At 59.3% G+C, this 22,496-nt stretch carries 28 protein-coding genes; 7 read left to right on the top strand and 21 right to left on the bottom strand.

Annotation, left to right across the window (positions count from 1 at the left end):
* The first annotated feature begins 49 nt into the window (after nucleotides 1-49).
* From H9L06_RS01425 to H9L06_RS01415, 3 genes are read left to right on the top strand one after another with little or no spacing between them, the layout of a single operon-like run.
* Nucleotides 50-715 carry a hypothetical protein gene (locus H9L06_RS01425; RefSeq protein WP_187555535.1) on the top strand — a complete coding sequence of 222 codons (666 nt, stop codon included), beginning with the start codon at nucleotides 50-52 and terminating at the stop codon, nucleotides 713-715.
* The gene (locus tag H9L06_RS01420) at nucleotides 712-1,299 is read left to right on the top strand and encodes a hypothetical protein (protein WP_187555534.1); all 588 of its coding nucleotides are present in this window, start codon (nucleotides 712-714) and stop codon (nucleotides 1,297-1,299) included. Before H9L06_RS01425 ends, H9L06_RS01420 begins: the two co-directional genes overlap by 4 nt.
* Nucleotides 1,296-2,009 carry a hypothetical protein gene (locus H9L06_RS01415; protein WP_187555533.1) on the top strand — a complete coding sequence of 238 codons (714 nt, stop codon included), beginning with the start codon at nucleotides 1,296-1,298 and terminating at the stop codon, nucleotides 2,007-2,009. Before H9L06_RS01420 ends, H9L06_RS01415 begins: the two co-directional genes overlap by 4 nt.
* On the opposite strand, the gene H9L06_RS01410 is transcribed toward H9L06_RS01415, so the two are convergent.
* Complete coding sequence (locus tag H9L06_RS01410) at nucleotides 1,990-3,267, bottom strand: hypothetical protein (RefSeq protein ID WP_187555532.1); 1,278 nt, start codon at nucleotides 3,265-3,267, stop codon at nucleotides 1,990-1,992. The genes H9L06_RS01415 and H9L06_RS01410 overlap by 20 nt on opposite strands.
* Before the next feature lie 94 nt (nucleotides 3,268-3,361).
* The gene (locus tag H9L06_RS01405; protein ID WP_187555531.1) at nucleotides 3,362-3,805 is read right to left on the bottom strand and encodes a hypothetical protein; all 444 of its coding nucleotides are present in this window, start codon (nucleotides 3,803-3,805) and stop codon (nucleotides 3,362-3,364) included.
* Nucleotides 3,806-3,839: 34 nt separating this feature from the next.
* Between H9L06_RS01405 and H9L06_RS01400 the strand changes: the two genes are divergently transcribed.
* Nucleotides 3,840-4,601 (top strand): VOC family protein, encoded by a 762-nt coding sequence (locus H9L06_RS01400; RefSeq protein ID WP_187555530.1) that lies wholly within the window; start codon nucleotides 3,840-3,842, stop codon nucleotides 4,599-4,601.
* Between the two features lie 17 nt (nucleotides 4,602-4,618).
* Here H9L06_RS01400 and H9L06_RS01395 read toward each other — a convergent pair whose 3' ends face one another.
* The gene (locus tag H9L06_RS01395; protein WP_187555529.1) at nucleotides 4,619-5,701 is read right to left on the bottom strand and encodes a tellurite resistance/C4-dicarboxylate transporter family protein; all 1,083 of its coding nucleotides are present in this window, start codon (nucleotides 5,699-5,701) and stop codon (nucleotides 4,619-4,621) included.
* 148 nt (nucleotides 5,702-5,849) lie between these two features.
* Here H9L06_RS01395 and H9L06_RS01390 point away from each other — a divergent pair, with 148 nt between their 5' ends.
* Both H9L06_RS01390 and H9L06_RS01385 read left to right on the top strand, forming a co-directional pair.
* Entirely contained in the window at nucleotides 5,850-6,320 is a 471-nt protein-coding gene (locus H9L06_RS01390) for a cupin domain-containing protein (protein ID WP_187555528.1), read from the top strand.
* A 53-nt stretch (nucleotides 6,321-6,373) separates the two neighbouring features.
* Entirely contained in the window at nucleotides 6,374-7,126 is a 753-nt protein-coding gene (locus H9L06_RS01385; protein ID WP_187555527.1) for a FadR/GntR family transcriptional regulator, read from the top strand.
* Nucleotides 7,127-7,193: 67 nt separating this feature from the next.
* Here H9L06_RS01385 and H9L06_RS01380 read toward each other — a convergent pair whose 3' ends face one another.
* The 7 genes from H9L06_RS01380 to H9L06_RS01350 all read right to left on the bottom strand — a co-directional run bounded on the left by H9L06_RS01380 (nucleotide 7,194) and on the right by H9L06_RS01350 (nucleotide 13,916).
* Nucleotides 7,194-8,018 carry an SDR family NAD(P)-dependent oxidoreductase gene (locus H9L06_RS01380; protein ID WP_187555526.1) on the bottom strand — a complete coding sequence of 275 codons (825 nt, stop codon included), beginning with the start codon at nucleotides 8,016-8,018 and terminating at the stop codon, nucleotides 7,194-7,196.
* Nucleotides 8,019-8,047: 29 nt separating this feature from the next.
* Nucleotides 8,048-9,064, bottom strand: coding sequence for a DctP family TRAP transporter solute-binding subunit (locus H9L06_RS01375; protein ID WP_187555525.1), 1,017 nt, complete (start codon nucleotides 9,062-9,064; stop codon nucleotides 8,048-8,050).
* Nucleotides 9,065-9,139: 75 nt separating this feature from the next.
* A complete protein-coding gene (locus tag H9L06_RS01370; protein WP_187555524.1) occupies nucleotides 9,140-10,141 on the bottom strand; it encodes a PDR/VanB family oxidoreductase in 1,002 nt (333 codons plus the stop codon).
* Nucleotides 10,138-10,659, bottom strand: a complete 522-nt coding sequence (locus H9L06_RS01365) for a Rieske (2Fe-2S) protein (RefSeq protein ID WP_187555523.1) — start codon at nucleotides 10,657-10,659, stop codon at nucleotides 10,138-10,140. Before H9L06_RS01365 ends, H9L06_RS01370 begins: the two co-directional genes overlap by 4 nt.
* A gap of 28 nt (nucleotides 10,660-10,687) precedes the next feature.
* Nucleotides 10,688-11,830 (bottom strand): amidohydrolase family protein, encoded by a 1,143-nt coding sequence (locus tag H9L06_RS01360; protein WP_187555522.1) that lies wholly within the window; start codon nucleotides 11,828-11,830, stop codon nucleotides 10,688-10,690.
* 29 nt (nucleotides 11,831-11,859) lie between these two features.
* On the bottom strand, nucleotides 11,860-12,972 hold the full coding sequence (locus tag H9L06_RS01355) for an amidohydrolase family protein (protein ID WP_187555521.1): 1,113 nt from the start codon (nucleotides 12,970-12,972) through the stop codon (nucleotides 11,860-11,862).
* A 398-nt stretch (nucleotides 12,973-13,370) separates the two neighbouring features.
* The gene (locus H9L06_RS01350) at nucleotides 13,371-13,916 is read right to left on the bottom strand and encodes a VanZ family protein (RefSeq protein WP_187555520.1); all 546 of its coding nucleotides are present in this window, start codon (nucleotides 13,914-13,916) and stop codon (nucleotides 13,371-13,373) included.
* Between the two features lie 236 nt (nucleotides 13,917-14,152).
* On the opposite strand from H9L06_RS01350, the gene H9L06_RS11945 reads away from it, so the two are divergent.
* Entirely contained in the window at nucleotides 14,153-14,377 is a 225-nt protein-coding gene (locus tag H9L06_RS11945) for a DUF3781 domain-containing protein (protein ID WP_187556277.1), read from the top strand.
* A gap of 98 nt (nucleotides 14,378-14,475) precedes the next feature.
* Here the strand turns inward: H9L06_RS11945 and H9L06_RS01340 are convergent, their stop codons facing one another.
* The 11 genes from H9L06_RS01340 to H9L06_RS01290 form a co-directional block, all read right to left on the bottom strand.
* Nucleotides 14,476-14,949, bottom strand: coding sequence for an SRPBCC family protein (locus H9L06_RS01340; protein WP_187555519.1), 474 nt, complete (start codon nucleotides 14,947-14,949; stop codon nucleotides 14,476-14,478).
* A gap of 18 nt (nucleotides 14,950-14,967) precedes the next feature.
* On the bottom strand, nucleotides 14,968-15,312 hold the full coding sequence (locus H9L06_RS01335) for an ArsR/SmtB family transcription factor (protein ID WP_187555518.1): 345 nt from the start codon (nucleotides 15,310-15,312) through the stop codon (nucleotides 14,968-14,970).
* Nucleotides 15,313-15,444: 132 nt separating this feature from the next.
* Nucleotides 15,445-16,395: a bifunctional DNA-formamidopyrimidine glycosylase/DNA-(apurinic or apyrimidinic site) lyase gene (gene mutM / locus H9L06_RS01330; protein ID WP_187555517.1), complete on the bottom strand. Its 951-nt coding sequence runs from the start codon at nucleotides 16,393-16,395 to the stop codon at nucleotides 15,445-15,447.
* Between the two features lie 3 nt (nucleotides 16,396-16,398).
* The gene (gene rnc / locus H9L06_RS01325; RefSeq protein WP_187555516.1) at nucleotides 16,399-17,163 is read right to left on the bottom strand and encodes a ribonuclease III; all 765 of its coding nucleotides are present in this window, start codon (nucleotides 17,161-17,163) and stop codon (nucleotides 16,399-16,401) included.
* 9 nt (nucleotides 17,164-17,172) lie between these two features.
* Nucleotides 17,173-17,376 (bottom strand): 50S ribosomal protein L32, encoded by a 204-nt coding sequence (rpmF, locus tag H9L06_RS01320; RefSeq protein ID WP_187555515.1) that lies wholly within the window; start codon nucleotides 17,374-17,376, stop codon nucleotides 17,173-17,175.
* 13 nt (nucleotides 17,377-17,389) lie between these two features.
* The gene (locus H9L06_RS01315) at nucleotides 17,390-17,935 is read right to left on the bottom strand and encodes a YceD family protein (protein WP_187555514.1); all 546 of its coding nucleotides are present in this window, start codon (nucleotides 17,933-17,935) and stop codon (nucleotides 17,390-17,392) included.
* Nucleotides 17,935-18,429 carry a pantetheine-phosphate adenylyltransferase gene (gene coaD, locus H9L06_RS01310; RefSeq protein ID WP_187555513.1) on the bottom strand — a complete coding sequence of 165 codons (495 nt, stop codon included), beginning with the start codon at nucleotides 18,427-18,429 and terminating at the stop codon, nucleotides 17,935-17,937. The genes H9L06_RS01315 and coaD overlap by 1 nt, the downstream gene beginning before the upstream one ends.
* Before the next feature lie 34 nt (nucleotides 18,430-18,463).
* Entirely contained in the window at nucleotides 18,464-19,156 is a 693-nt protein-coding gene (locus H9L06_RS01305) for a response regulator (protein ID WP_187556276.1), read from the bottom strand.
* Nucleotides 19,157-19,191: 35 nt separating this feature from the next.
* Nucleotides 19,192-20,502, bottom strand: a complete 1,311-nt coding sequence (locus H9L06_RS01300; RefSeq protein WP_187555512.1) for a sensor histidine kinase — start codon at nucleotides 20,500-20,502, stop codon at nucleotides 19,192-19,194.
* A 37-nt stretch (nucleotides 20,503-20,539) separates the two neighbouring features.
* A complete protein-coding gene (locus H9L06_RS01295) occupies nucleotides 20,540-21,409 on the bottom strand; it encodes an ABC-2 transporter permease (protein ID WP_187555511.1) in 870 nt (289 codons plus the stop codon).
* Nucleotides 21,410-21,470: 61 nt separating this feature from the next.
* Entirely contained in the window at nucleotides 21,471-22,385 is a 915-nt protein-coding gene (locus H9L06_RS01290) for an ABC transporter ATP-binding protein (protein WP_187555510.1), read from the bottom strand.
* Between the last annotated feature and the right edge of the window lie 111 nt (nucleotides 22,386-22,496).

Genomic DNA, 22,496 nt, shown 5'->3' with positions numbered 1-22,496 from the left:
TGGATCGGCACCGCGAAGCAACGCCCGAAGCACTGTATATGCTTGGCACGTGACCCCGGATCGACCGCCCTCGCGTCTTCGCCGCGCGACCGCATGGTACGGCGCCGTCTCCGACATCCTCACTCCCCAGCGACTCGCGCTGGTAGCTGGAGCATTGGCGCTCGGAGCGGTCGGCATCTTCGGAGGTTGGGACGCGGTATCCGACGCTGACGACGAGGTCCCCACATACGGGTCGGGGGCGGAGTTCGTTGCAACTCCGTTCGAGGTCTCGACCCAGCGGGCAAGAGTGTTCGATGAACTCGCGGGTGCATTCTACGCAGAAGACGGGTATCGCTACATCGCACTTTTGGTCGACGTCACGAACACTTCCGATCGACCGGTTCCGGCGTACACGCTCTCCGAGAGCATCTCGCTCGACGTTCACGGTGTGCGCACAATCGAACTCGAAGACGGACCGAAGCAGGCGCGACCCACCATTCTCAGAGGAATCGACGGGCTGACGCAGTACACGTTCCAGCCGGGGCTCACGACGAACGTCGTGATCGGGTGGCAGCAGGAAGTTTCTGCCGCGATCCCAGACGACGCAACCATAGTGTTCTCTGGGAATATCTGGCGCCGATCCACCCTCGACGACAGCCTCGGGTGGCGCGACCCGGTACCCGCCGCGCGAGTTACGCTACCGGTCGAACCGTTGGAATCCGAGGATGAGTCGTGAAATTCTCCCGCACTGGCCTTCTCACCGCTGTGCTCGTCGTGGCTGCCCTTTTCATCGGGTCGTTCATCGCCGAGCGGTTGCCGGCATCAGATCGTGTCATGAGCGAGCGCCCTTTTATTCAGCAGGCAAGACTTGGCGATACGGTCGCGATGCGCACGGCCGAGGTGTCGGTCACGGGGGTGCAGTCGGCCTCCGAAGTTGAGACGCTTGGCCGGGTCGCGGGCACTTCGGGCGTGTGGATCGTGTTCGACATCGTCTGGTCCCCCGTCGCAGAGCCGGGTTTGCTACCTAACCGCGCCGTGGTGCTACGCGCCGCCGACGGCCGAACCTTCGGCGACACTCAGCCGGTCACGAACAGTTGCGGGCCGACGCAGCCCGGGTTGCCCGTCTCGTGCCAGATCCCGATTGAGGTCTCCCCCGACGCCCTCGAGGGCGCGCACCTGCTCATCCCTGCTGGAGCGTCGACAGAGGAAAGCGATGACGTCGCCGATTTCAATCTCGGTATCGACAAGGCGCTGGCGGAAGAACTTGCGGAACCAGATACACGCATCGTGCTGCGCCGAACGACGACGGAGTTGCCATGAGCGACGGTACTGCAATGCCCACTGATGAGGCTCTGGAACCGAATGAGGCACTCAACACCGAACCTGCGAACAGAGCGGCCCCCGGACGCATCGGCTGGTGGAGGCGCAACCGACTCTGGCTCGCGCTGCTGCTGCCTCTGCTCGCGCTCGCACTCATCGCGTCATCGTTCCGGCTCTTTACGCTCTACCTCCCGTGGCAGTGGTCGGCTCCGATTGTCGCCGGGGCATCTGAGGGCACTCTCACACAGCGTTATCTCGAGCTCGACGGGGTGAAGTGGGATCGCGAAGTAACGGTCCGATTGATCTCGCTCGAGCCGCGTGAGACTACAGACGACTTCGTCGCCGTCAAAGGGGCGATGCTCTGGGCCGTGAACCTTGAGTTCGAGGCATCACCCGACCAGTTCCTCGACGCCTGCGAGGTCGGACTCGGCGACGCCGAAGGCAACCGCTACGATTTCCGAAGCGGAATAGAATCCGCGAACGCCGACGATTTATATCTAGCCCCGGTCGTGCTCCGATGCGTGCCCGAAGACGCACCGGGACCTACCGTGGCCCCGTTCTCGGACGAGGTAATCGAGTCCCCTATCGAACGCCCGCGCACTTGGACACGTGAGTTCCTCTTCGCTCTTCCCACCGGAGTGACGCCGACCGAGGTGCGCGTCGCCTGGCACGAACCCGTCTACCTGGTGCTCACCCCACCGACTGAGTAGCCAGGACGCGATCCGATTCCTTCTGCGCCATGACGACCGCGTTTACCGCCGCAGCAAGCAACGAGAGTGTGAGCACAAAGTAGACTCCTCGCTCGGCGAGCAGCGCGAAGGGTTCGAGCGCAAACTGGCGCAGTGCCGGGCCGGGCCCGAATGCCTCATGCAGCAGAAGTGTGGCGCCGCTCTGCACCGCACCCGATATGAGGAACACGATGCAGAACATCACCATTGGCAGTACGCCCGCCACTGCGATCTTGCGGATCGCGCTGAACGCGCTCCGCACCGGTGTGACGACCGGCTCCGTCACCTGCGCAGCAACCCGTCGTACCGGGTTCGGGATCCGCTGCAGCCGCTTCGTCGTCTCCTCGTGCCCTGGCACATAGAGATCCACTGACCGCAGCTGATGCCCATAGACTGCGGCCCCGATCGCGAGCCATGCCACAGGAACAACGACAACCGCACCGAGGTTCCCAAGCACCGCCGACACAGCGTCGATTGCACCTCCGACCAGCGCACTCCATTCCCTGATGGCCTCGAACGTGCGCTCCCACCAGTCAATGACGGGTGCGGTGATGCGGCGGGTCGCGATCCAGCTCGTGAGTGACTCGATCTGCGAGTTGAACACATTCACGAGCGTCATGACCCAGAGGATCTCAATGTACGCGGCCAGGCCCGCCCAGGCGAGGTTGCGCTCGACGAGGCCGAGCATCGAGATCACCTTACGGGCGATGAGTGCGACGAGCACGAACGCAACGATCGCGAGGCCCGGCGCATAATTCGTGCGACCCCAGTCGATGTCTTGGAAAGCAGTGTTCAGGCTCTCATCGGCGGTCGTGTCGACGAGGAACACAGCCGCGTCCTGTTTGAGTAGACCGGCGGAGGCGTACACCGCGAGAAACGGGATAAGTACCTTGCCAGCGACAGCGAAGTCGTCGCGCCACCGCTGCTTCGCCGTGGTTTCGACGAACATTCCCGAGAACGCAGGGAGCGTCGGAGCCATCGCGCGCAGCATGAGCACGAATGAGAGCAGCGTGCAGAACGGGGCGAGCGGCAGGATAAGCACGGCAACCGTCGGGCTCCAGTTCGACGTTACGGTCGCGAGCCAGAGAAACCCCATTCGACCGATCCACCCCGCGAGAAATAGGCCGATGAGCTGAGGCCAGTGCATCCAGAGTGCCCGCGCCGCGCCGACGACGAATCGCAGCAGGGTGCGACCGGCGTCTGTGACTAGTGCCCCGAATTCAGTGATAACTGACTGCATAACGGGTTGATCATATCCCGGCGCTAGGGCGGATCAGTGCGAACAAGAGGAACGTTCCGAAAATCACGATCGCACCCGCTGCGATTGGCCAGAACTATTTCTGGCCCTTTCGCGTTTGTGCCCAGATCGACAAGCCAAATCCGATGCACGGGAACAGAAAGATCGGAAGTCCGAACAACCAGATTCCCCAAAGAACACCATCGAATGGGCCTGAGCAGTACGTATCTGGCGGGCATGGACCACGGCCGATCCACTCGACCAGCGAGATGATTGCGAAAATGAGGCACACCGTTGCACTTGTGATCCCACCAAACAGCAACGATTGTGAGAACGGATAGAAGCGCCTGAGCCACGGACCGAGAACTGCGGCGAGCGCGGCACAGATTATGGGGAGAATTCCCACGAGAGTGATTCCGTACATCAGCATTGGATTGGGTCCACCCGAAATCACGAGTGAAGCTGCAACACTCCCGAGCATCGACACCACCAGCACACCGAGCCAGGCCCGCCATGCCATTCCCCACCGCGAATAGCTCATCCAGGGGTGCGTTTCAGGGAGTTACGTCGACGCGGTGGGACTCGAGGTTCTTGACGAGACCGAGACCTCGGTGACGCTCGGGCTAGACGAGAACCCACTACTCCTGATCTCCGAGGTCGCAGAGAGCGCGCCGGTCGTGCATACTGACGCTGGCCTCTATCACTCGGCGATCCTCTACCCCGATGCGCCCGCATTGGCCGGTGTGCTCTACAACATCGCAACAGTTGCACCCGCGAGCTACGGCGGCAGCGCCGACCACGCCGTGAGCCTTGCGTTCTATTTCATGGATCCCGACGGTAACGGGCTAGAGCTGTACACCGACACCCCGGAAGACACGTGGGAGTGGAATAAGGACGGGCACGTCACGATGGGCTCGGCCCCGCTCGACCCCAACGCCTTCATTCAGGAGCACATGGGAAGTACTCCGAGCGAAGAAGACACTGTCATGGGCCACGTGCACCTGAAGGTTGGCGACCTCGATGATGCGCGCGAGTTCTATGCCGATACGCTCGGCTTCGATATCACCGCAGAATCAGAGGGCGCTGTCTTCTACTCGGCTGGCGGCTACCATCACCACCTCGCAACCAACACCTGGCAGAGTGCGGGGGCAGGTGTGCGCGGCGCAGATGCGTCGGGGCTAGGTGGCTTCGCGATCCACCTCGGCGATAACGAGGCTCTCGCGAGCATTGCGGATCGGCTCGCCGCCCAGAACATCGAGCACACAATGAGCGAGAGCGTGCTTACCGTGAACGACCCGTGGGGCAACACCGTGCGTCTGTACGGTGATTCAGCGTAACTCAGTGGGTCGTTGGTTTATGCGCGGATGCCAAGTGAGCGCGCAAGTACCCGTGTAATGCGGATCAGCATTCCGATAAACACCGTGAGCCACACGAGCACGGCAACGACCATCATCACGTGGCCGATGGCCTCGGCGACGGGAAGACGATCCACACGCCCGATGTTCACCGACGCAACGGCGAACATGCCGATGGGAAACACCATCGACCAGAGCGTTGGCATGTACTTGAGCGGAACACGATGGCCGATATGGCGCCAGAACCCGGCGCCAACGAGCATCGGAATCAACCACACGCAGAAACTCCAGAAAATGACGACGGTGCCAGCAATGATCGTTCGCGTCGCATCGACCATTGGCGTCGACTGCATATCGATGATGTTGGTTCCCGCAACCACTGCGATCGCAAGGGCGCCCATCGCTACCCAGTACGGGGGCTCGAATTCAGCTGCAGTGATTCCGTAGTGGATGATGCGCAGCAACACCAAAATTGCGACACCTGCGTAGAGCGCTACCCCTACCGACCATGAGAGCACCGCCAAAATTCCGACCCAGTGCCGCCCCGCGGTGACGTGCGGCTCGATTTGCGCCATACAAACGACCACCGACTGGCTCGCAACCGCCCAAATGAACCAGGTGCCATTGGTGCGGGCAAGAATCGGTTTTCCGTCACGCGTCATGAAGACCTGCCAGGGCAAGAGATACCCAAATACAAACCACAGCAGTGCAGCGAATGCGATGAGCACCACAGCGGGACCGATGATCCCGTGGCGGATCAGCGCGACGGCAAGCACGCCCGAGCCCGCAACGATCGTGAAGTATGCGAACGCTTTCTCTGGGTCCCTGAGATCGTGCAGCATAGCTTCACGAAAGTGGATCGCGCGCCAAACGTACAGGACCCACAGCACTACGTAGCAGCAGGCGGCGATCCCCAGCAGCACAGCAGAAGCGGCCTGAAAACCGACCATGCTCAACCCAACCGAGATGATTCCCGTGCCCATGACGAGCGCAAAGTACCCGGGAGCGAGGTTCTCAATCGCCTGCGAGAACTCACTTCGCGCCCCCATGGAGGTCTGCCCAGTAGGCGATTGAGTGTCCATAACCTCTACGTTAGCCCTGCGGGTGTGGTGCAGATATTGATCTTCCCCCGTTTTGCGAAGCTCAATTCCACAAAAATCCTCGCGAAATGGTGCATACTTCGCATATACTTACCTTCATCAGATGATTGTTTGAGATGGAGCTTCACACATGCGGATGAACGACGACCTTGGGGCCACAGTGACTCCCGAAGTTGTTCCAGCCATCTCTGGCGCTGAACTCACCGAGCGAGTGCACACGCTCGAACATATTCTTCTATGGCAAACACGCGGCCAAGCTGATCTCGTATATGGCGAGAAGACAGTCACCCTGCTCGAGGGTGAAGCCGCATGGGTGCCCGCTCGAACCTGGCATTCACTTCATGCAGGCGACGACTCGATCACCACTCCCCTATTCATACCTGTTTGTGAAGTTCAGTGCTCAATGAATAATGTGGTTGTCGTGCCGATCCGTGAGTCAGACAGGCGCTGCATGTTTGCTCTCTGGAACAGCCAGAGCAACATGAGTGAGCAAGATTTGGATCTTTGCCACGAAGTCGTTGCCACCGTTGAAAGAGCGGCCTTATGCTCCAACCACTCCACGCCGCGCACTCCGGCTCTGACTCCTCGAACCGGCGAGTAACGCCAAGCTGACGCATCGTTTCGCCATAGGATGGAGAGACGGCCAGTAAAGGTATGCGAACACTCCCCATGACACCAAGCGAAACGAACACTTCGACTCTCCCTGAAGCGGGACTCGACCGTTTTCAGAACGAAGAGTTTCTCACGTCGTTTTTCAAGGACCCGACGCTCGGTCGTGTCATGGCTCAGCTCTTAACGCTCGATGTCGGCACCGCACTGCCTGGTGAGCGCGATCTTGCAGAACGACTCGGCATCAGCCGCACTGCGCTTCGCGATCGCATCGGCAGACTGTCATCGCTCGGAATCATCACGAAGCGTGAGCGCGAAAAGTCGGTGTTCTCTGGCGTTCACCCCGACGCCCTGAGCGACGTACTGTTGCTTGGCCTACTCAGCGTAAACTTTGACATCTACTCGCTGGTGTCACTCCGTAAGTCGCTGGAGATGCAGGCTGTGATCATTCTCACCACACAGCTCGAAGACGCAGATCTCTCGCGAGCCAAGGCCGGCCTCGACCTGCTCACGAAGGCAGAGTCCGGAGATGACATTGTGCAGGGTGACTCCGAGTTCCACCTCGGCATACTTGAAGCCGCAGGCCTTGATGGTCTCATGTTCTTCTGGCGTGCGCTCGACCAGGTGTTCAAGGTCACGCACGACAGCCTCGATTACGAGCACGACATCGAGAAGTTCATCCACAAACACGATGATTACTACGCAGCGCTCCGAGATCGCGACCTCCCGCGGGCGATCGAGAAGGCTGACGCACACTTCACTTGGCTCATCGAGCTGCTCCAACGAAAAGGGTTCTGAGCACCTTAATCGGCGCCCAGAACCCCTTGTGTCGAATCGACTGCGGCTATTTTAAGCCGCGCCTGATCTAGTGATCTGCTACGGGAACCGTAGCGCGCTGAATCAGGCCACCGTCAACCGGAAGGCATATCCCGTTGACATACTTCGCGGCATCACTGGCAAGATAGACCGCTGCAGCTGCGACGTCGTTCGACTCCCCCATCTTTCCGGTGGGGCTCAGCGCATTCCTCGCCGCCACCATCTCTTCAACGGAGTCATAGGCACCGCTTATCTGGCGGTAGATCATCGGAGTTTCAATGTACCCGGGAGAAATAGAGTTCGCACGAATTCCCTGCGAGGCGTATTCAACCGCAAGGTTCTGTGTGAACCCAATAAGCGCAGCTTTCGTCGCGGTGTAGCTCGGATAGTTGTATCCGATGTACCGCATGCCTCCGACGGAAGCGACGTTCGTGATCGAACCTTTCCCCTGCGCAAGCATGTGCGGCAACACATACTTGCTCGTGAGAAACGCACTCGTAAGGTTCACGTTGACGACGAGGTTCCATTCGTCGAGATCCATCTCAATGGGACCACCCATACGGGCGATACCTACATTGTTGTGCAGAATATCGATCTTGCCGAAGGTCTCGATCGTAGCGTCGACCGCGGCCTTCACCTCGTCGGGATTCGTGACGTTGGCCTGGAGGCCGATCACGTTGCCCTTCGCCTGATCGCCGAGTTCTTGTTCAAAGCGATCAAGCGCGCCCGCAACTGCATCGGGGTTCGCGTCAACCAGGGCCACTTTGGCTCCGGCCTGAGCAAACGCAAGGCACGCAGCGAGCCCGTTATTGGTCTCGCCACCTATCGAGCCTCCGCCAAACACGAGGGCTACTTGATTCTCCAGGGTGAACATTTCGTTCCTTGTCTTGTATTAAATGAGCGTTACTTCGGCTGAATGACTTCGTAGAGCTCTGGAGTCCAGGTCGGAATCCATTCCTCGTAAACCGGCTCAAGCGCCTCACGGAACTCGGCAATTTCTGCTGCCGAGAGTTCCTTGACCTGCATCTGATCCTTGATGTCCTTGAGCTGTTCCTGCTCGAGCTCACGGATCATTGCGATCTGGTACGCGTTCGCCTCTGCCGCTGCATCGAGCATGATCTGCTGGTCAGCGTCGCTCATGCTGTCGAACATCTCTTGGTTCATCATGAGCAGCAGTGGGTCGTACACGTAGTTCATGATCGTGAGGTAGTCCTGCACCTCTACGAGACCGTTCGCGTAGAAGAGATCCACCGCGTTTTCTTGCCCGTCGACCGTACCGGTCTGGAGCGACGTGAACAGCTCTGAGAAGCTCATGACCAGTGGATCAGCACCCAAGGTCTGGTACATGTCCATAAACAGCTTCGAACCTGCCACGCGTACCTTCAACCCCTTCAGGTCTTCAGGCCCGTCAATCTCATGCGTATTGTTGCTGATCTGGCGCATGCCGTTCTCGCCGAATCCGAGCATCTTCACGCCGTGCTCTTCAGCAAGACCGGCGTATGCATCCTGTGCCTCAGGCGATTCGAGCACCGAATCCACCTCTTCATAGTTGCTGAAGGTGAACGGAGCGGCGATTGCGCTAAAGCGATCATCGATGCCGGAAAGCTGGATCGCAGAGTTGTAGCTCAGCGCTTTGTCACCGTTCATCACCTGCTCAATGCCCGCAATTGCATCGCCAGCTGAGAGCGAGTCATTTGCGAACACGCTGATGTTGATCCGACCGTCACTTTCTTCGGCAACAAGCTCTGCAAACTTCTCGGCTCCCTTGAACCAGGTTGAAGTTTCGCTCGTGGTGACCGACATGTCGAAGTTGTATGTCGCGTCGTCGCCGGCCTGTGTGTCTGCCTGCGCAGTGCCACTGCACGCCGACACTCCGAGTAGGAATGCGACAGCAATGGGCACAATGGTGAGTTTCTTCAATTCTCCTCCTCGAGAATCTCTTGAAATGAAATGCCCCTCCGCCTCATGCGAAGGGGCATTAGTGACCCTCGCGGATCACAAATCCAGCACGAGTACTGGAGTCTTTGACCGTGAGCAGCAGGGCGTCATGACCTCGTTCGAGGCCTGCTCATCCTTTGTGAGGAATGAGTCCCTGTGCTCCGGAATTCCTTCGAGCACCACGGTTTCGCACGTGCCGCAGGTGCCTTCGCGGCACGAAGAAGGCAACTGAATGCCAGCACGCTGCACTGCGTCGAGAATGCTCTCGTCGGCACCGACCTCAACCTCAACGTCCGAGTAATCACAGATCACCGTGAACGGAAGGTTGATGGCACCCTTCGGGAGCTCCTTGGGCTTGAAGTGTTCAATGTGCAATGCACACTTCAGTCCGGGATCGAGCGCATCGAACTTGCCCTCAACCGCCTGAAGTAGTGGGCCGGGGCCGCAGCAGTACACCTCGGTCTCGGCGTCGGGCGCGTCGAGCAGCCCAGCGAGATCGATGTGCCCGTTGGTGTCTTGCGGCCACAGCGTGACGCGGTCGCCGAGTGCGAGCAGTTCGTCGGTGAACGCCATCGAGCTGAGCGACCTGCCACCGTAGACGAGGCGCCAGTCGGCACCGGCCTCGTGGCACGCCTTGATCATCGGAATGAGCGGGGTAATTCCGATCCCGCCCGCGATAAACAGGTACTGCTTCGCCGGGCCGAAATTGAAGTTGTTCTTCGGCTCGCTCACCCAGATGGTGTCGCCAGCTTCGAGGCGATCGTGGATCGCCTCCGATCCACCGCGGCTCTCAGGCTCGCGCAGAATGCCGATGCGCCACGCCTCGCGGTTCGCTGGACTGCCGCTGAGCGAGTACTGACGAATGATCTCTGGAGAGATATGCACGTCAATGTGCGCGCCGGGACCCCACTCTGGGAGTGGTTCTCCCCCGGGCCTCGTGAGCGTCAGTGCGCGAATGCCGTCTGCGGCTTCGACTGCTGAGACAACGGTCACCGGGAAGGTTCCCTGCGTCGCGCTTGCTTCTGGAAAGAAGATCGCCTCTTTGACTGCGGTACTCATGGTCGTGCTCCCGTCGATGGAAGTTGTGTGACGCGCGTGGCGCGCCGTGATTGGGTGCCGCGACGTACGCGGCTCGTGTCTACCACGACCATGTCTTCCTCGACACTCACGTGATAGCCCTCGAGAATGTGCGGGCCCTTCTGAATCCCCTGCGCTTCAAGGTCGATGACGTCTTCGGGGCAACCCTCGACTACCTCGACGTTGTACTTGCGTACGCGGGCATTGGCGGGGTCGTAGAACGATTCGCCGGTGCGAATGTCGAACTCCCACTGGTGCCACGGGCAGCGGATCGAGCGCGAGCGCTCATAGGTAATCTCTGCATCGGGCGCCACTGCCTCGGACTTGCCAAACACTTTGCCGAAGCTGCAGAGCGCGGCACCGGCGTGCGGGCACTGGTCGAGCAGTGCGAAGAACTCGCCGTCGACATTGAACACGCCCACAGAGCGACCTTCAAGTTCAACAACGATGCGCTCACCCGGCTGAAGATCGCCGACGTTTGCAACTGTGTATTTCGCCATGACTGATACTCCTTTGTCTGCCGGTGGCTTAGTCGAGCTTGAAGAAGCGCTTGCCGTTATTGAGCAGAATGTCTTCCTTCATCTGCTGCGGCATGCTTGCTGGGAACGAGGAGTCTGGAGAATCGAAGTCGAAGTGCGGGTAGTCACTCGCGTAAAGAATGTTCTCCGCGCAGTACTCCTCGATCATTTCGAACAGGTGCTGCGGGTTGTCAGGCTCGTCGAGCGGCTGAGTTGAGAGCCAAATGTGGTCCCTGATGTACTCACTCGGCTTGCGCTTGAGGTCTGGCACCTCGTCGCGCATGACTTCCCAGTGGTAATCGAGTCGCTCGATGAGTGGAGCGAAGTGAGCCACGTTGCCCTCTACAAACAGCACACGTAGGTCTGGGTAGCGATCAAATGTGCCCGAGAGAATCAGGCTCACGATCTGGTTCTGGAAGCTCTGCACCATGCCCGTGTGGTACTCGGTGTGGTACGAGGTCCAGCCGGTTCCGGTGTTTGGGTGGCCGCCGCCCTGTGAGAGGTGGATCTGGAGTGGAAGATCCACATCGACTGCCGCTTGGAAGATTGGCCAGTACTTTCTCGAACCGAGGGGCTCAAGCGTCTTCGCGAGGCCGAGCACCGAAACTACGCCGTTGTCCTGACCAATACGGTAGATTTCCTGAGCCGCGAGGTCAGGTGCTTCCCACATCGACGCCATCGCGAGTCGCAGGCGGGGATCGGCAGCCACCATGTCGTGGAGCTGCCAGTCGTTCACTGCCGTGCAGAGCGCGGCGCCGAGGTCCTGATTCAGCGCCTGGTTCGCAGGCGACAGCGTCTTTCCGCCGGGCGACAGGCACTGCAGCGTGCCGAGCTCGACGTTGTACTTGTCGAGGTGCTGCTCCTGCAGAAGCTTCAGGTCGCTGCCCGGCATACCCTCTTCGGGCCAGCTGTCGCCGCGCATCGCGTTGCCGAACATCTGCGGGTACTCCGAGACGTGTGAGAGGCCATGCGTGGTGCGAACGCCGAAGCGCTCCATGTAGCTCTTCCACTTCTCAGGGAGGTATGGATCGAGCTTGCCGGGTGCGGGTAGCGGGTGAATGTCGACATCAATAATGCCGGTAGTTACCTTGACGGGGTCAACGCCACTCGACTTAGTGTCGGTAATCGGATCGTAGGTCTGGGTGATAGTCATGATGAATCCTCGTAAGTCTCTGAACTCGGCTACTTCGTGAGGCCGTACAGTTCGAATGCGTTGAATCGATTGATCTTCTCGACGAGCTCTGCAGATTCAGTGCCCGCCTCGATATCGCGCGGTTGCGAGTGGTGCTGGTGAGGGTAATCGCTCGAGTAGACGAGCATGTCTTCCGACCCGAGGCGGTCAACCGCCTGGTCGAGCTTGCCCCTGATTTCAGCACCATCGGAGGGTGCAGTGGTCACCTTGAAGTGCTTACGCACCATGTCTGACGGGCGGCTATCGAGCCACGGCACGTCTGGACGGTAGGTCTTCCACAGCTTGTCGAACTTCCAGAGGAACGGTGCCATCCACTTGAAACCAGTTTCGGTGAGCACAACCTTGGTGTTCGGGAACTTCTGGAGGATGCCCTCAGAGACGATCGAGAGTATCTGGGCCTCGAAGTTTGCTTGCTGACCGACGTACCACTCGAGGTGCGTTACCGGCCAGCCCACCGACGTTGGAGCCTGGCGGAACACGCCGCCGATGTGGATCGCAACCGGGAGGTTGTGCTTCGCTGCAGCCTCCCAAATTGCCCAATAGTGGCGGCGACCGAGGAGGAGCTCGGTCTGGCCAAGTACAAGAACCTGAACGAAACGCTTGTCGGTGTTTGCCCAGTATTCGATCTCTTCAGCCGCAGCTTCACCGCTGCCAAGAGGAATCACGATCGAGGCGCGAAGACGGTCGTCTTTGTCGAGCCACTCGCGCTGAATCCACGTGTTCAATGCGCGAGCGTGTGCCTGCTCACGACGCGGTTGATGCATCTGCTGAATGCTGTAGAGCGGGTTGAGGATCGCGTAGTCGGTCTTACCATCAGCGAAGACGTCAGCCACGAGGTCTTCGACGCGGGTTGCCGCGCGACCTGTCGGCCCCTTGGCAAGGCCGGGACGCTCAGCGATCGGCGAAGCGATCGGGTGAAAGTTCGGCTCCATCGAAGGAAAGTTTTGTCCTGTGAGCTGATCCTGCCAGTACTCGTCAAGGTACGGCATGAGCTGCTCAGATGACTCCAGGATGGGGTGTACATCGCAGTCAACGACTGCTGCATTGGCGGCTGCCTGTTCCGCCTGATCGACCAGTTGGGGTGCCTGTTCGGTGAGTTGCATGAGATAACTCCGTTGTTTTCGGTAATGCGCCAGTTTTCTGGAGTATCCAATCTGGTATTACCAGCTTGGTACTACCAAGAGTGTAGATCTGGTATTACCAGAATGCAAACGGAAGTTGAAGTAATTTCAAATAGCCTGGTCACAGGCCTGTTTATCGGCGTGTCGCCGCAGTCAAGTCGGTCGCGTCGGGCGCATTCGCCGATCCACCACTGGCGACCGCTCTGCGATTGAGCGTCAGGCGAAATTCTAGCGCCATGCGAAGCCTCGGTGCCGATTTGATGCGCATAACACTCCATCTTCGCCTGACGCTCGCTGGCCCTGCAGCACCCCAGGGCGAGGAGGGAGTGGGCTGGGTGTGTGGAACGAGCACAACAAATCTTGCGTGTAACGCAGGTCACTTACAGCCGAAAACGTACGCCTGTCGCGAGCATCCAGGTGTAGAAACCACCGATGAACAGTGCTAGCAGCACGCACAGGCCGATGGGGATCCACCGCACCGCCCGCGCGCCAAGCAAGCGAACACCCAACCATCCGGCGCCGAGGCCGAGCAGTCCCCCAGCCGTATTCGTGATGACATCCGTGATATCTGACGCGCCAATTCCAAAGACGAACTGCGTGACTTCAAACGCAACTGCTGTACCGATAAGCGGTACCCATAGCCAAACTCCGCGTCGAGCCGCAACAAGGTACACGAGCATTCCAAGCGGAACGAAAGCTAACACATTGAGAAGGATCTCCCGGGATCCGAGCCCGCCCATTTCACCACTTGCACCGAATGGAACCAAGTTGAGCGACCGTCGACCTGCAAGATCCCCAAAGTCAGTAACGTGCATCTTGAGCAAGAGAATCCAGCAGAGAAATGCCAGGTACAGCGCGAGAACTACCCAGGCAGTTGTTTTGCGAGTATTGCCTGCCTTATATGAGTTGGTGGGTTCTATACGCATGAGGCCACGCTATAGGTCGCACCCCAACAGAATCCTGAGCGCTCGAGTCACTCAGCAAGAAGCAGTCGGATATAGTTGCGAACAACACTAGGGGGAAAATCCGATCAGGAAAGGCGTCCTTTGAAATCGAGCCTCCCTCATTGCTTGCAGACCCCAATCTCACTTCACTTGCGTACTTGCGTAGCAAATTCAGAACTGTCTAGAGTGCTGGGCACAGAGTCTCGATGAACATATGAATCGATGATTTACATACGACACAGCTAGGCGCAGAGCGACTCCGGCGAAACCTCTCACTGGAGATTCATGATGTTGTCGCTTGGTGCAAGAACGCAATACGCACCCATAGTGTGGATGAGTCGCGCGTCAATCGGCGGGGTAAGAACTGGTACGTAGACTGTGAATCTTTCGTGATCACGATCAATGCGCACAGTCACACCATAATCACGGCCCACAAAAAGTAGTCTCACCGAAACCAGTAGCAGCTCACGATTTTCGCTGCGATGAAAGCGTCAAAATCGAATTGTTCTGGTTCGCCGCTTTCTTCTCCGAATCCCGCGCGTTAGCCCAGTCGTTCACCGGCAAGATGACGACTGAAGTTCACTAGCGCTTCGTCCCAACCGTCATACACAAAACCATCACCGGGTTTACCCTCGAACCCGCGCAGGTGAAAAACCAGCTCAGTTCGCTGAGGATCTTGCGCAATAAGCGTGAGCGTGATGACCGGCGCGCTCTCGATGGGAGCATCGGGTTCACCCCATGTGAAGACGAGGCGCTCTATCGGTTCAACCTCAAGAAAGACCCCACCGGTGGGAAACTTCTCGCCGGTCTCGTCGTTCGTCATCGTGTATGAGTAGTGGCCGCCCACCCGAACATCAAACGAGACAGAATCGGTGCTGACCCCGAATGGTCGAAGCCACTGGGCCAGTTCTGACTCTTCGGTCCAGGCCCGCCAGACGAGTTCACGTGGCACCTCAAGTATTCGGGTGATTGAGAATTCTGGGCCCGACGTCGCTGACGGGCTGATCGTATTCATTGTGCTTTCTCCTTCGAATTATTGTTTCTTCGCCTCATTTTTCTTCAGCCCTTCAAGGTGCTCCTCAAGGGCATCAAGGCGAAGGTTCCACTCGTCTCGCTGCTTCTCTACCCAGGCCGACGCCTCATCAAGAGGCTCTGTCTGGAGTGAAAGTGTTCGCCACTGTGCGTGAACGGTGCGCGTGACGAGACCCGCACGTTCGAGCACTTTCAGGTGTTGAGAGATCGCCGGAGCACTCATTTCAAATGGAGCGGCTACCTCACCGACAGTGGCGGGCCCTTCGGCAAGCCGCGAGAGAATCTCCCGTCGAGTTGCATCAGCGAGCGCAGCAAAAACCAAGCTCAGTCGGTCAGCCGCGTTCATTTTAGAAACTCCTTATTTAAGGCTTTACTTAAGTGCGAATGCAATTTCTAGAACTGTCAAGAGCGAACAGCACCTGCAGCTCCGTTTGCGAGTGGCAGACGCCGCACTCACCTGCGCATCAGCAAGTCGCTGTCACCGCCGCCGCTGGCACTGGGGGCAGAAGTGCGAACCGCGACCGCCGAAGGTGATGCGCCGAATCGGCCCGCCGCAGCGGTGGCACGGCTCCCCTGTGCGCCCGTACGCGTGGAGCGAATGCGCGAAGTAACCCGCCTGGCCATTCACGTTGACGTACTGCGCGTCAAAGCTCGTACCGCCCTCGGCAAGCGCCTGCGCAAATACATCACGCATGTGGCCGAGCATCGCGGTCGCTCCTCGCTGCGAGACCGAGGTTCCTAGCGTTTCGGGGTGGATCCTCGACCGCCACAGCGTCTCGTCAGCGTAGATGTTTCCCACCCCACTCACGAGCGCCTGATCGAGCAGCAGTTTCTTCACGCCGGTGGCACGCGAACGCAGACGACGCACAAACTCGGCGTCGTCGAAGTACGGGTCGAGCGGATCCCTCGCGATGTGCACCGCCTGCGCAGGAATCGATCCACTCGGAAGCGTCGGCACCAACCCGTCGAGCGCAAGCGACCCAAAAAGTCGCTGATCGGCAAAGTCGACGCGAAGCTCGCAGTGCTCCGGGTGTTCGATCCAGATGCGAATCCGAACGTGACGATCATCCGGCGCATCATTCGCACGAAGCAGCAATTGGCCACTCATGCCGAGATGCGCAAGAAGAGCAGCTCCCCTGACATCACTTTGCTGGCTCGGCGCAACAATAGGGATCCACATAAACTTGCCACGGCGTTCGGGTGCCGCGAGCACAGCGCCAGTCAGGCGCCGTTCGAAGTCAGCGGATCGCAGAAGCCCCGCCTCAGCGGTCAAAGTGCGGCCGTGCCCACCGAGGCCGTCGTCACCTCCGAGTGGCATGTGACGTTTGAGCGCACGGGGATCCACGACCGAAACGGCGACAACACGTGCGCCGGTCACCGCGGGGGCAAGACCGGCTCGCACGACCTCGACTTCGGGCAGTTCAGGCAATGACTAGCGCTTTCGTGGGCGTCGCTTCGCGCTTCGCGCCCGGAGCTTCACGATGAGGCTACGCGCAGCCTCGAGCTCAGCGACTTTCTTGCTCGTGCCTTCGCCGCGCCCGACAATGCCGTCGAGTTCAACCGACGACGTAAACCTGCGGGCGTGGTCCGGGCCGGCCCCAACCGTAACGTAGGCAGGGTGGAGCAAGCCTCGCCTCGCCGCTTCCTTTTGCAGAGTCGTTTTCGGATCGAGCGTCTCAGAAAAGCGCTCAGGGTCTTCAAACAGTGGATCAATGAGCCGCAGCACAAACTCCGCGGCTGTCACTGGATCAGTGGAGAGAAAGACCGCGCCGATGATCGCTTCGACCGTGTCGGCGAGAATCGAGTCTTTGTCGCGACCACCGGTCTGTTCTTCACCCTTGCCGAGCTTTAGCTCGTCACCGAGCGACAACCCGCGCGCAACTTCTGCGAGCGCCAGCGTCGACACAAGCGAGGCACGGCGCTTCGCAAGTTCTCCCTCAGTGAGGTCTGGGTGATCGCGATAGAGCTTTACCGTGACCGCCTGACCAAGGATTGAGTCGCCAAGAAACTCAAGGCGCTCGTTGTGCGGGGCCGCTCCGTGCTCGTACGCCCATGAACGATGCGTGAGCGCGAGCTCAAGCAGCTCAGGATCGACCGCAACATCAAAGGCGCGAAGAAAGCCGCCGGGTGCGCCCTGAGGTGCGCCCGGCGGCTCTTCGTGCTCGTGTTGCGGGAGCGAATTCACGTTCCCGGTCACGAGTAAGTCTTACGCGTCAGCTACGCGACGACCCTTGTACTCGAGGAACAGAGCGTTGCCCTGCGAGTCCTCGACCACGCGGGCGCGGTGCGGGAGGCTGTAGACGGTCTTGCCGTTTTCAACGGTCTTGACCAACTTCGGTGCCTCAGCCTTCCACGCCGAACGGCGGTGACGGGTGTTCGAACGCGACATCTTGCGCTTGGGAACAGCCATGATGCTCTCTTTCCTAGTTATTCTCAGTCTCGGGCGCACCCGAACCTGATGATTCTACAGCCTTAAAATCAGCCAGCGCCGCCCACCGCGGATCTACGATCGCGTCAGGCGACTCAACAGCCTCAGCATCACGCAACTCACCGGACTCGGGATCGAGCCCCGGACAGTCCGGGCGACACACTGGCTGAAACGGAAGTGCAAGCACTACCGCGTCTCGGAGCGGAGGTTCAAGATCCACGTGATCACCGTGAACCTCATACTCGTCGGCCTCCGAAGAAGTATACGCGAAAAGTTCCTGAAACTCGACTTCAAACGGTGCTTCGAAATCCTTGAGGCACCTGCCGCACTGCGCATGCATGGTGGTGCGTGCCGTGGCAGACACCAAAATGCCCTCGTGCACAGACTCAAGGCGCAGGTCGAGCGACAGCTTTTCACCCTCGGGAATCGTAGCGAGCGCCTCGCCGAATCCCTCGGGCACCACAACCTCGAGCTCGCGCTCTCGCATCTCGCCAGGGCGACCTACGAGGTCGCGTACAGACTCTTCATACACGCTACGCATCAGGCGGGCCTCGTCTTTGCTAAGAAGCGCGCGACAGCTGGCGGGACGTACGGGCTCACATCTCCACCAAGAGAAGCGACCTGCCGCACGAGCGTACTCGAAACATAGGCGTGTGCGGGGTCTGGCAGCATGAAGATCGTCTCAACATTTGCGAGGCTCCGATTCATGAGCACCATTGGTGTTTCGTACGAGACGTCGATCTGCGAGCGAATGCCCTTCACGAGCACCGAAGCGCCGACCTCTGTGCAGTAATCAACCAGTAGGCCGACAGACCAAGACGCAACCGTGATGTTCGACGGCGTATTTGGGTCCTCATCAATCGACTGCTGGATAAGCGCTACCCGCTCTGAGATCGGCAGCATCGCCGTCTTGCCAGGGTTGTGCACGACGAGAACGTGTACCTCGTCAAAAACTGCGGCTGCTCGGCGAATCACGTCGAGATGCCCGAGCGTGATCGGATCAAAGGAACCCGGTACCACTGCGATATTGCTCATACCTCTACCCTACGGGGTCACGCATCAAGAACCATTACAGACCGTGCTGCTTTGCGAATATTACTGCGTGCACCCGGTCTCGGAGCTGCAGTTTTGAGAGTATGCGCCCCACATGCGTTTTGACCGTTGACTCCGAGAGAAACAGCTCTGCACTGATCTCAGAGTTGTTCTTACCCGCCGCAATCAGCGACAACACATCGCGTTCGCGCTCGGTAAGTTCGGCGAGCGCTTCCGAGTCAACCGCATCTTTCTGTGGTTCTGCTCCCCCGGTCCCGAGTGCGCCACCCAACAGGCCGACACCCTCGCTTTGCGCACTTCGCATTTGCGCGAGCATCCGGGCGGTCACGGCGGGTGCCATCGCGGCATCCCCACTCGCGACGCGGCGGATCGCATCGACTAGCTCCGTTGGTCTCGCGTCTTTCAATAAAAACCCGCTCGCACCGGCCTGTACCGCGCCGACTGCATATTCATCGAGGTCGAACGTGGTAAGCACCAGCACTTTCGTAGCGGGATACGATGACACGATCCGCTCAGTCGCCTCGATACCGTTCATGCCGGGCATGCGTACATCCATGAGCACGACATCGCAGCCGCCCTCGCCGAGTTGCTCGAGTTCGGCGAGAGCCATCTCTCCCTCACCCGCTTCGGCAACGACTTCAATATCGGGCTCTGAGAGCAACACGAGACGAAATCCCGTGCGGATGAGTTCTTGATCATCAACAAGCATTACCCGTATGTGGTGTGGATCGTTCACTGCTCGTCCTATTCCGTCGGTGCGGGTTGCGGGTCATTGGGGAAGAACGCTTGGAGTTGCCAGCCTTGCCCATCAGGCGCAGGGCCGGAATCAATGGTGCCACCAAACACGCGCAAACGCTCGGCGAGACCCGCGAGTCCGCGACCCGAGCCGAGGCCCGTTGTCGGCCCAGAGGTACCCTCAGCACGCCCGAAGTCGCGCACCGTCACTGCAACCCCATCGCTGAGATCTTCGATTCGCACCTGCGCATGTGCCCCTTTGCCCGCATACCGCAGCACATTCGTCAGGCCTTCTTGCATTACGCGATACATTGCAAGCCCCTGCAGACGTTCGATGTGTTCGATGTCTGCACTCTCGTGCAGTTCGACCTGAATTCCTGCTTCAGCGAAGCCGCGCACGAGGGATGGAATGTCAGTGTGACTCGGCTGCGGAGCAAGCTCGGCCACTTCATCAGCCTGAAGTGCTCCAAGCAATCTGCGCATCTCGGTCAGTGCGGTTCGCCCGGTTTCGGCACTCCTCTGCATTGCGTTTGCAGCCTCCTCCGGTGCTGCCTGCACCGCGCGTGCCCCGCCCTCGGACAGCGCGATCATCACCGACACTGAGTGGGCAACAATGTCGTGGATCTCGCGGGCAAGCCGCGACCGTTCCTCGGCGACCGCAAGCATTGCCAGTTGATCGCGTTCACGCGCGAGTTGGTGTGCCCGATCGATGATTGCAGCGAGGTAGCGACGACGGTTTCCGAGGTTGATTCCAATGAGCAAGACGACAAGCAACCAGATCGCACTCATGATCGCGGTCGCCCAAACGTCGCGTACCGAAGTAGAGCCGTAAAGACTGACCTCGCCAAGCAGGGGTTCGAACGCGAGCGAGACTACGGATCCTGCAACAGCGATCGCGTACGCGATCCACCCTGTTCTCACATCGCGATAGACAGGGACCGCATAAAGCAAGAAGCAGAGTGCTACTCCGTTCGCGACCGCGAGCGCGCCGACATCGCCGATCAGGGCGACCGAAAGAATTATGAGGCCGACGAGCGGGGCCTTGCGGCGGAAAATGAGTGCAACAACGCCGGCACCGAGTCGAATCGCGAGCAGGGTCGTGTATCCAAAAATAATTGGGAAGTTGCCAAAGGCCCGGTCTGTCACGAGCGTAAAGGCGTCGAACGCGGCCAGCGGGACAGCACCGATCAAGTAACACACGAGAATGGCCATATCGACGGCCAGTGGGTGCGCGCTTAACCAACGACGTATCGCGCCCGGAGGGTTCGGAAGGAGCGCCGCGACCTCAGCCTGCGACTGTGTCACATGACTCTGAGTCATCGGCACTCCTCCCCTTATGAGTTCACCTTAGCGGCGACTATTTCGCGTCGCGTGATTTCAAAAGCAGGTGTCCGAACACAGTCGGAACGATTGCCCAGATTGCCATCGCGAGCAATGCCACCCAGTAGCTTGGCATATCGGGAACCTCAACGGTTCCCGAGCCGAGAATACTTCCGAGTGTCATTGGAAGGTAGTTGCTCACTGTAATAACCCACTCCCAGTTCGTAAGCGTTAGGAACTGCATCACGACAGGGAGAACGAACGTGAGCCCCACGACAACGGAGATGCCACCAGCAGTCGAGCGGAGCACTGCAGCAACGCCGAAGCCAAGGAGCGCAAGTAGCACCAGGTAAACGCTCGAACCAAGCACACCCGAAATGACAACGGAAGACGTGAGCTCTGCCGCTGACTCAGGAAGGAATACGAGCGCGATGCCGAGACCCGCGGCCATGAGCGCGAGAGCCGTAATGCCTGAGATGCAAGCGAGCACCACAATCTTCGCGAAATAGAGAGGTGTGCGCGCGGGCACGGCCGCGAGACTCGAAAGTATCATTCCGCTCGAGTACTCGCTCGAGATCGCGAATACCCCAAGCACACCAAAAATCAGCGCGAGGAACACCGCGGGGAACGTTGCGACTCCCAGCAGGTGATTCTGCAGAGTCTCTGCGGGCATCTGCGATGCGGGAACCCCCATGTACTCATACTGGCTACTGAACGCGAGGGCGCTCAGAAAGCTCATTCCAAGCCCGCCGAGCACCGTGAGCAGCAGTGTGATGCGGAAACTTCTTAACGACGTCAGCTTGATGCGTTCGGATGCGAGGACTCCGGTAAAGCTCAGTCGCGGAGTCATGCCGGTACCCGCATAGGAGCTTCGGGTCGCCTGTGGCGTGTAGGTTGCGGTAGTCATAATCTTTGTGTCCTTTTCGAACGGGTAAATCTGTGGGGTCGGTCTTCGTCAGCCAAACGACCTATCCGGCCGCGTACTCGACTTCGCTTCGAGTCAGCGAAAGATAGGCGTCTTCGAGGCTCGTGGCAATGGGTGTGAGTTCGTGAAGAACGATGCCGTTCGTCGCAGCAATCTCGCCAATGCGCTGCACTTCAATTCCGGTTGCAGTGAAGCCCTCACCGTCGCCGCCCTCGAGAGGCTGCAATTGGATGTTCCCTGTGCCGCTCATCACGTAGGAAGCGAGCTGTGCGGCCTGGGGGCTGCGCACCCTCACCTTCGTTTCCCCGCCGGCGATAAGTTCGGAAATTGGGTCGTCGGCGACCACTCGCCCACGACCCAGCACGATCACGTGATCGGCAGTTTGTGCCATCTCGCTCATCAGATGGCTCGACAGGAGAACCGTGCGCCCCTCGCTGGCAAAGTGTCGCAACAGTTGGCGCACCCAGAGCACGCCATCAGGGTCGAGTCCGTTGACTGGCTCGTCAAGAATAATCACCTTCGGATCGCCAAGCAGGGCCGTCGCAATTCCGAGTCGCTGACCCATTCCCAGTGAGAACCCGCCAACTCGCTTGTTTGCAACCGCGCCAAGACCGGTCAGCTCAATAACCTCATTCACCCGACGCTCGGGAATCCTGTGCGTCGCCGCGAGCGCTCGCAGGTGGCTCCGAGCGCTACGCCCGGGATGCACGCCCTTCGCGTCAAGCAATACACCGACCTCAGCGAGTGGCGCGCTCATCTCGGAATAGCGCTGACCATTCACCGTCACCGTGCCGGAGGACGGGCGGTCAAGCCCAACCATGAGCCGCATGCTCGTCGACTTCCCGGCTCCGTTCGGCCCGAGAAAGCCAGTGACCTGGCCCGGCTTGATCGTGAAATTGACGTTGTCGACAGCAGCCTTCTGGCCGTAATGCTTCGTCAGGCCACGCGCTTCAATCATGGTGTCTCCTCAGATGGTGTACTCAGCTTCTGTACACAGCCTAGAAATTTCAGGCTTCTCAGGGATCCCTCTGAAGTATCGACTCAGTAGTACCTGGGTACCACGCTGGTT

Source organism: Leucobacter denitrificans (assembly GCF_014396385.1).
Lineage (GTDB): Bacteria > Actinomycetota > Actinomycetes > Actinomycetales > Microbacteriaceae > Leucobacter > Leucobacter denitrificans.
Note: the sequence above shows the minus strand (reverse complement) of the source record. Positions and strands in the feature narration are given on the sequence as shown.

Excerpts from the sequence above, each read along its gene's own strand:
- H9L06_RS01340 (WP_187555519.1), bottom strand. The coding sequence starts at position 14,949 with ATGAATACGATCAGCCCGTCAGCGACGTCGGGCCCAGAATTCTCAATC.
- H9L06_RS01315 (WP_187555514.1), bottom strand. The coding sequence starts at position 17,935 with ATGCGTAGCGTGTATGAAGAGTCTGTACGCGACCTCGTAGGTCGCCCT.
- H9L06_RS01370 (WP_187555524.1), bottom strand. The coding sequence starts at position 10,141 with ATGAGTACCGCAGTCAAAGAGGCGATCTTCTTTCCAGAAGCAAGCGCG.
- H9L06_RS01395 (WP_187555529.1), bottom strand. The coding sequence starts at position 5,701 with ATGGACACTCAATCGCCTACTGGGCAGACCTCCATGGGGGCGCGAAGT.
- H9L06_RS01360 (WP_187555522.1), bottom strand. The coding sequence starts at position 11,830 with ATGACTATCACCCAGACCTACGATCCGATTACCGACACTAAGTCGAGT.
- H9L06_RS01390 (WP_187555528.1), top strand. The coding sequence starts at position 5,850 with ATGCGGATGAACGACGACCTTGGGGCCACAGTGACTCCCGAAGTTGTT.
- coaD (WP_187555513.1), bottom strand. The coding sequence starts at position 18,429 with ATGAGCAATATCGCAGTGGTACCGGGTTCCTTTGATCCGATCACGCTC.
- H9L06_RS01295 (WP_187555511.1), bottom strand. The coding sequence starts at position 21,409 with ATGACTACCGCAACCTACACGCCACAGGCGACCCGAAGCTCCTATGCG.
- H9L06_RS01350 (WP_187555520.1), bottom strand. The coding sequence starts at position 13,916 with ATGCGTATAGAACCCACCAACTCATATAAGGCAGGCAATACTCGCAAA.
- H9L06_RS01300 (WP_187555512.1), bottom strand. The coding sequence starts at position 20,502 with ATGACTCAGAGTCATGTGACACAGTCGCAGGCTGAGGTCGCGGCGCTC.
- H9L06_RS01355 (WP_187555521.1), bottom strand. The coding sequence starts at position 12,972 with ATGCAACTCACCGAACAGGCACCCCAACTGGTCGATCAGGCGGAACAG.
- H9L06_RS01365 (WP_187555523.1), bottom strand. The coding sequence starts at position 10,659 with ATGGCGAAATACACAGTTGCAAACGTCGGCGATCTTCAGCCGGGTGAG.
- H9L06_RS01380 (WP_187555526.1), bottom strand. The coding sequence starts at position 8,018 with ATGTTCACCCTGGAGAATCAAGTAGCCCTCGTGTTTGGCGGAGGCTCG.
- H9L06_RS01305 (WP_187556276.1), bottom strand. The coding sequence starts at position 19,156 with ATGCTTGTTGATGATCAAGAACTCATCCGCACGGGATTTCGTCTCGTG.
- H9L06_RS01415 (WP_187555533.1), top strand. The coding sequence starts at position 1,296 with ATGAGCGACGGTACTGCAATGCCCACTGATGAGGCTCTGGAACCGAAT.
- H9L06_RS01290 (WP_187555510.1), bottom strand. The coding sequence starts at position 22,385 with ATGATTGAAGCGCGTGGCCTGACGAAGCATTACGGCCAGAAGGCTGCT.
- H9L06_RS01335 (WP_187555518.1), bottom strand. The coding sequence starts at position 15,312 with ATGAACGCGGCTGACCGACTGAGCTTGGTTTTTGCTGCGCTCGCTGAT.
- H9L06_RS01410 (WP_187555532.1), bottom strand. The coding sequence starts at position 3,267 with ATGCAGTCAGTTATCACTGAATTCGGGGCACTAGTCACAGACGCCGGT.
- H9L06_RS01385 (WP_187555527.1), top strand. The coding sequence starts at position 6,374 with ATGCGAACACTCCCCATGACACCAAGCGAAACGAACACTTCGACTCTC.
- H9L06_RS01405 (WP_187555531.1), bottom strand. The coding sequence starts at position 3,805 with ATGAGCTATTCGCGGTGGGGAATGGCATGGCGGGCCTGGCTCGGTGTG.
- rpmF (WP_187555515.1), bottom strand. The coding sequence starts at position 17,376 with ATGGCTGTTCCCAAGCGCAAGATGTCGCGTTCGAACACCCGTCACCGC.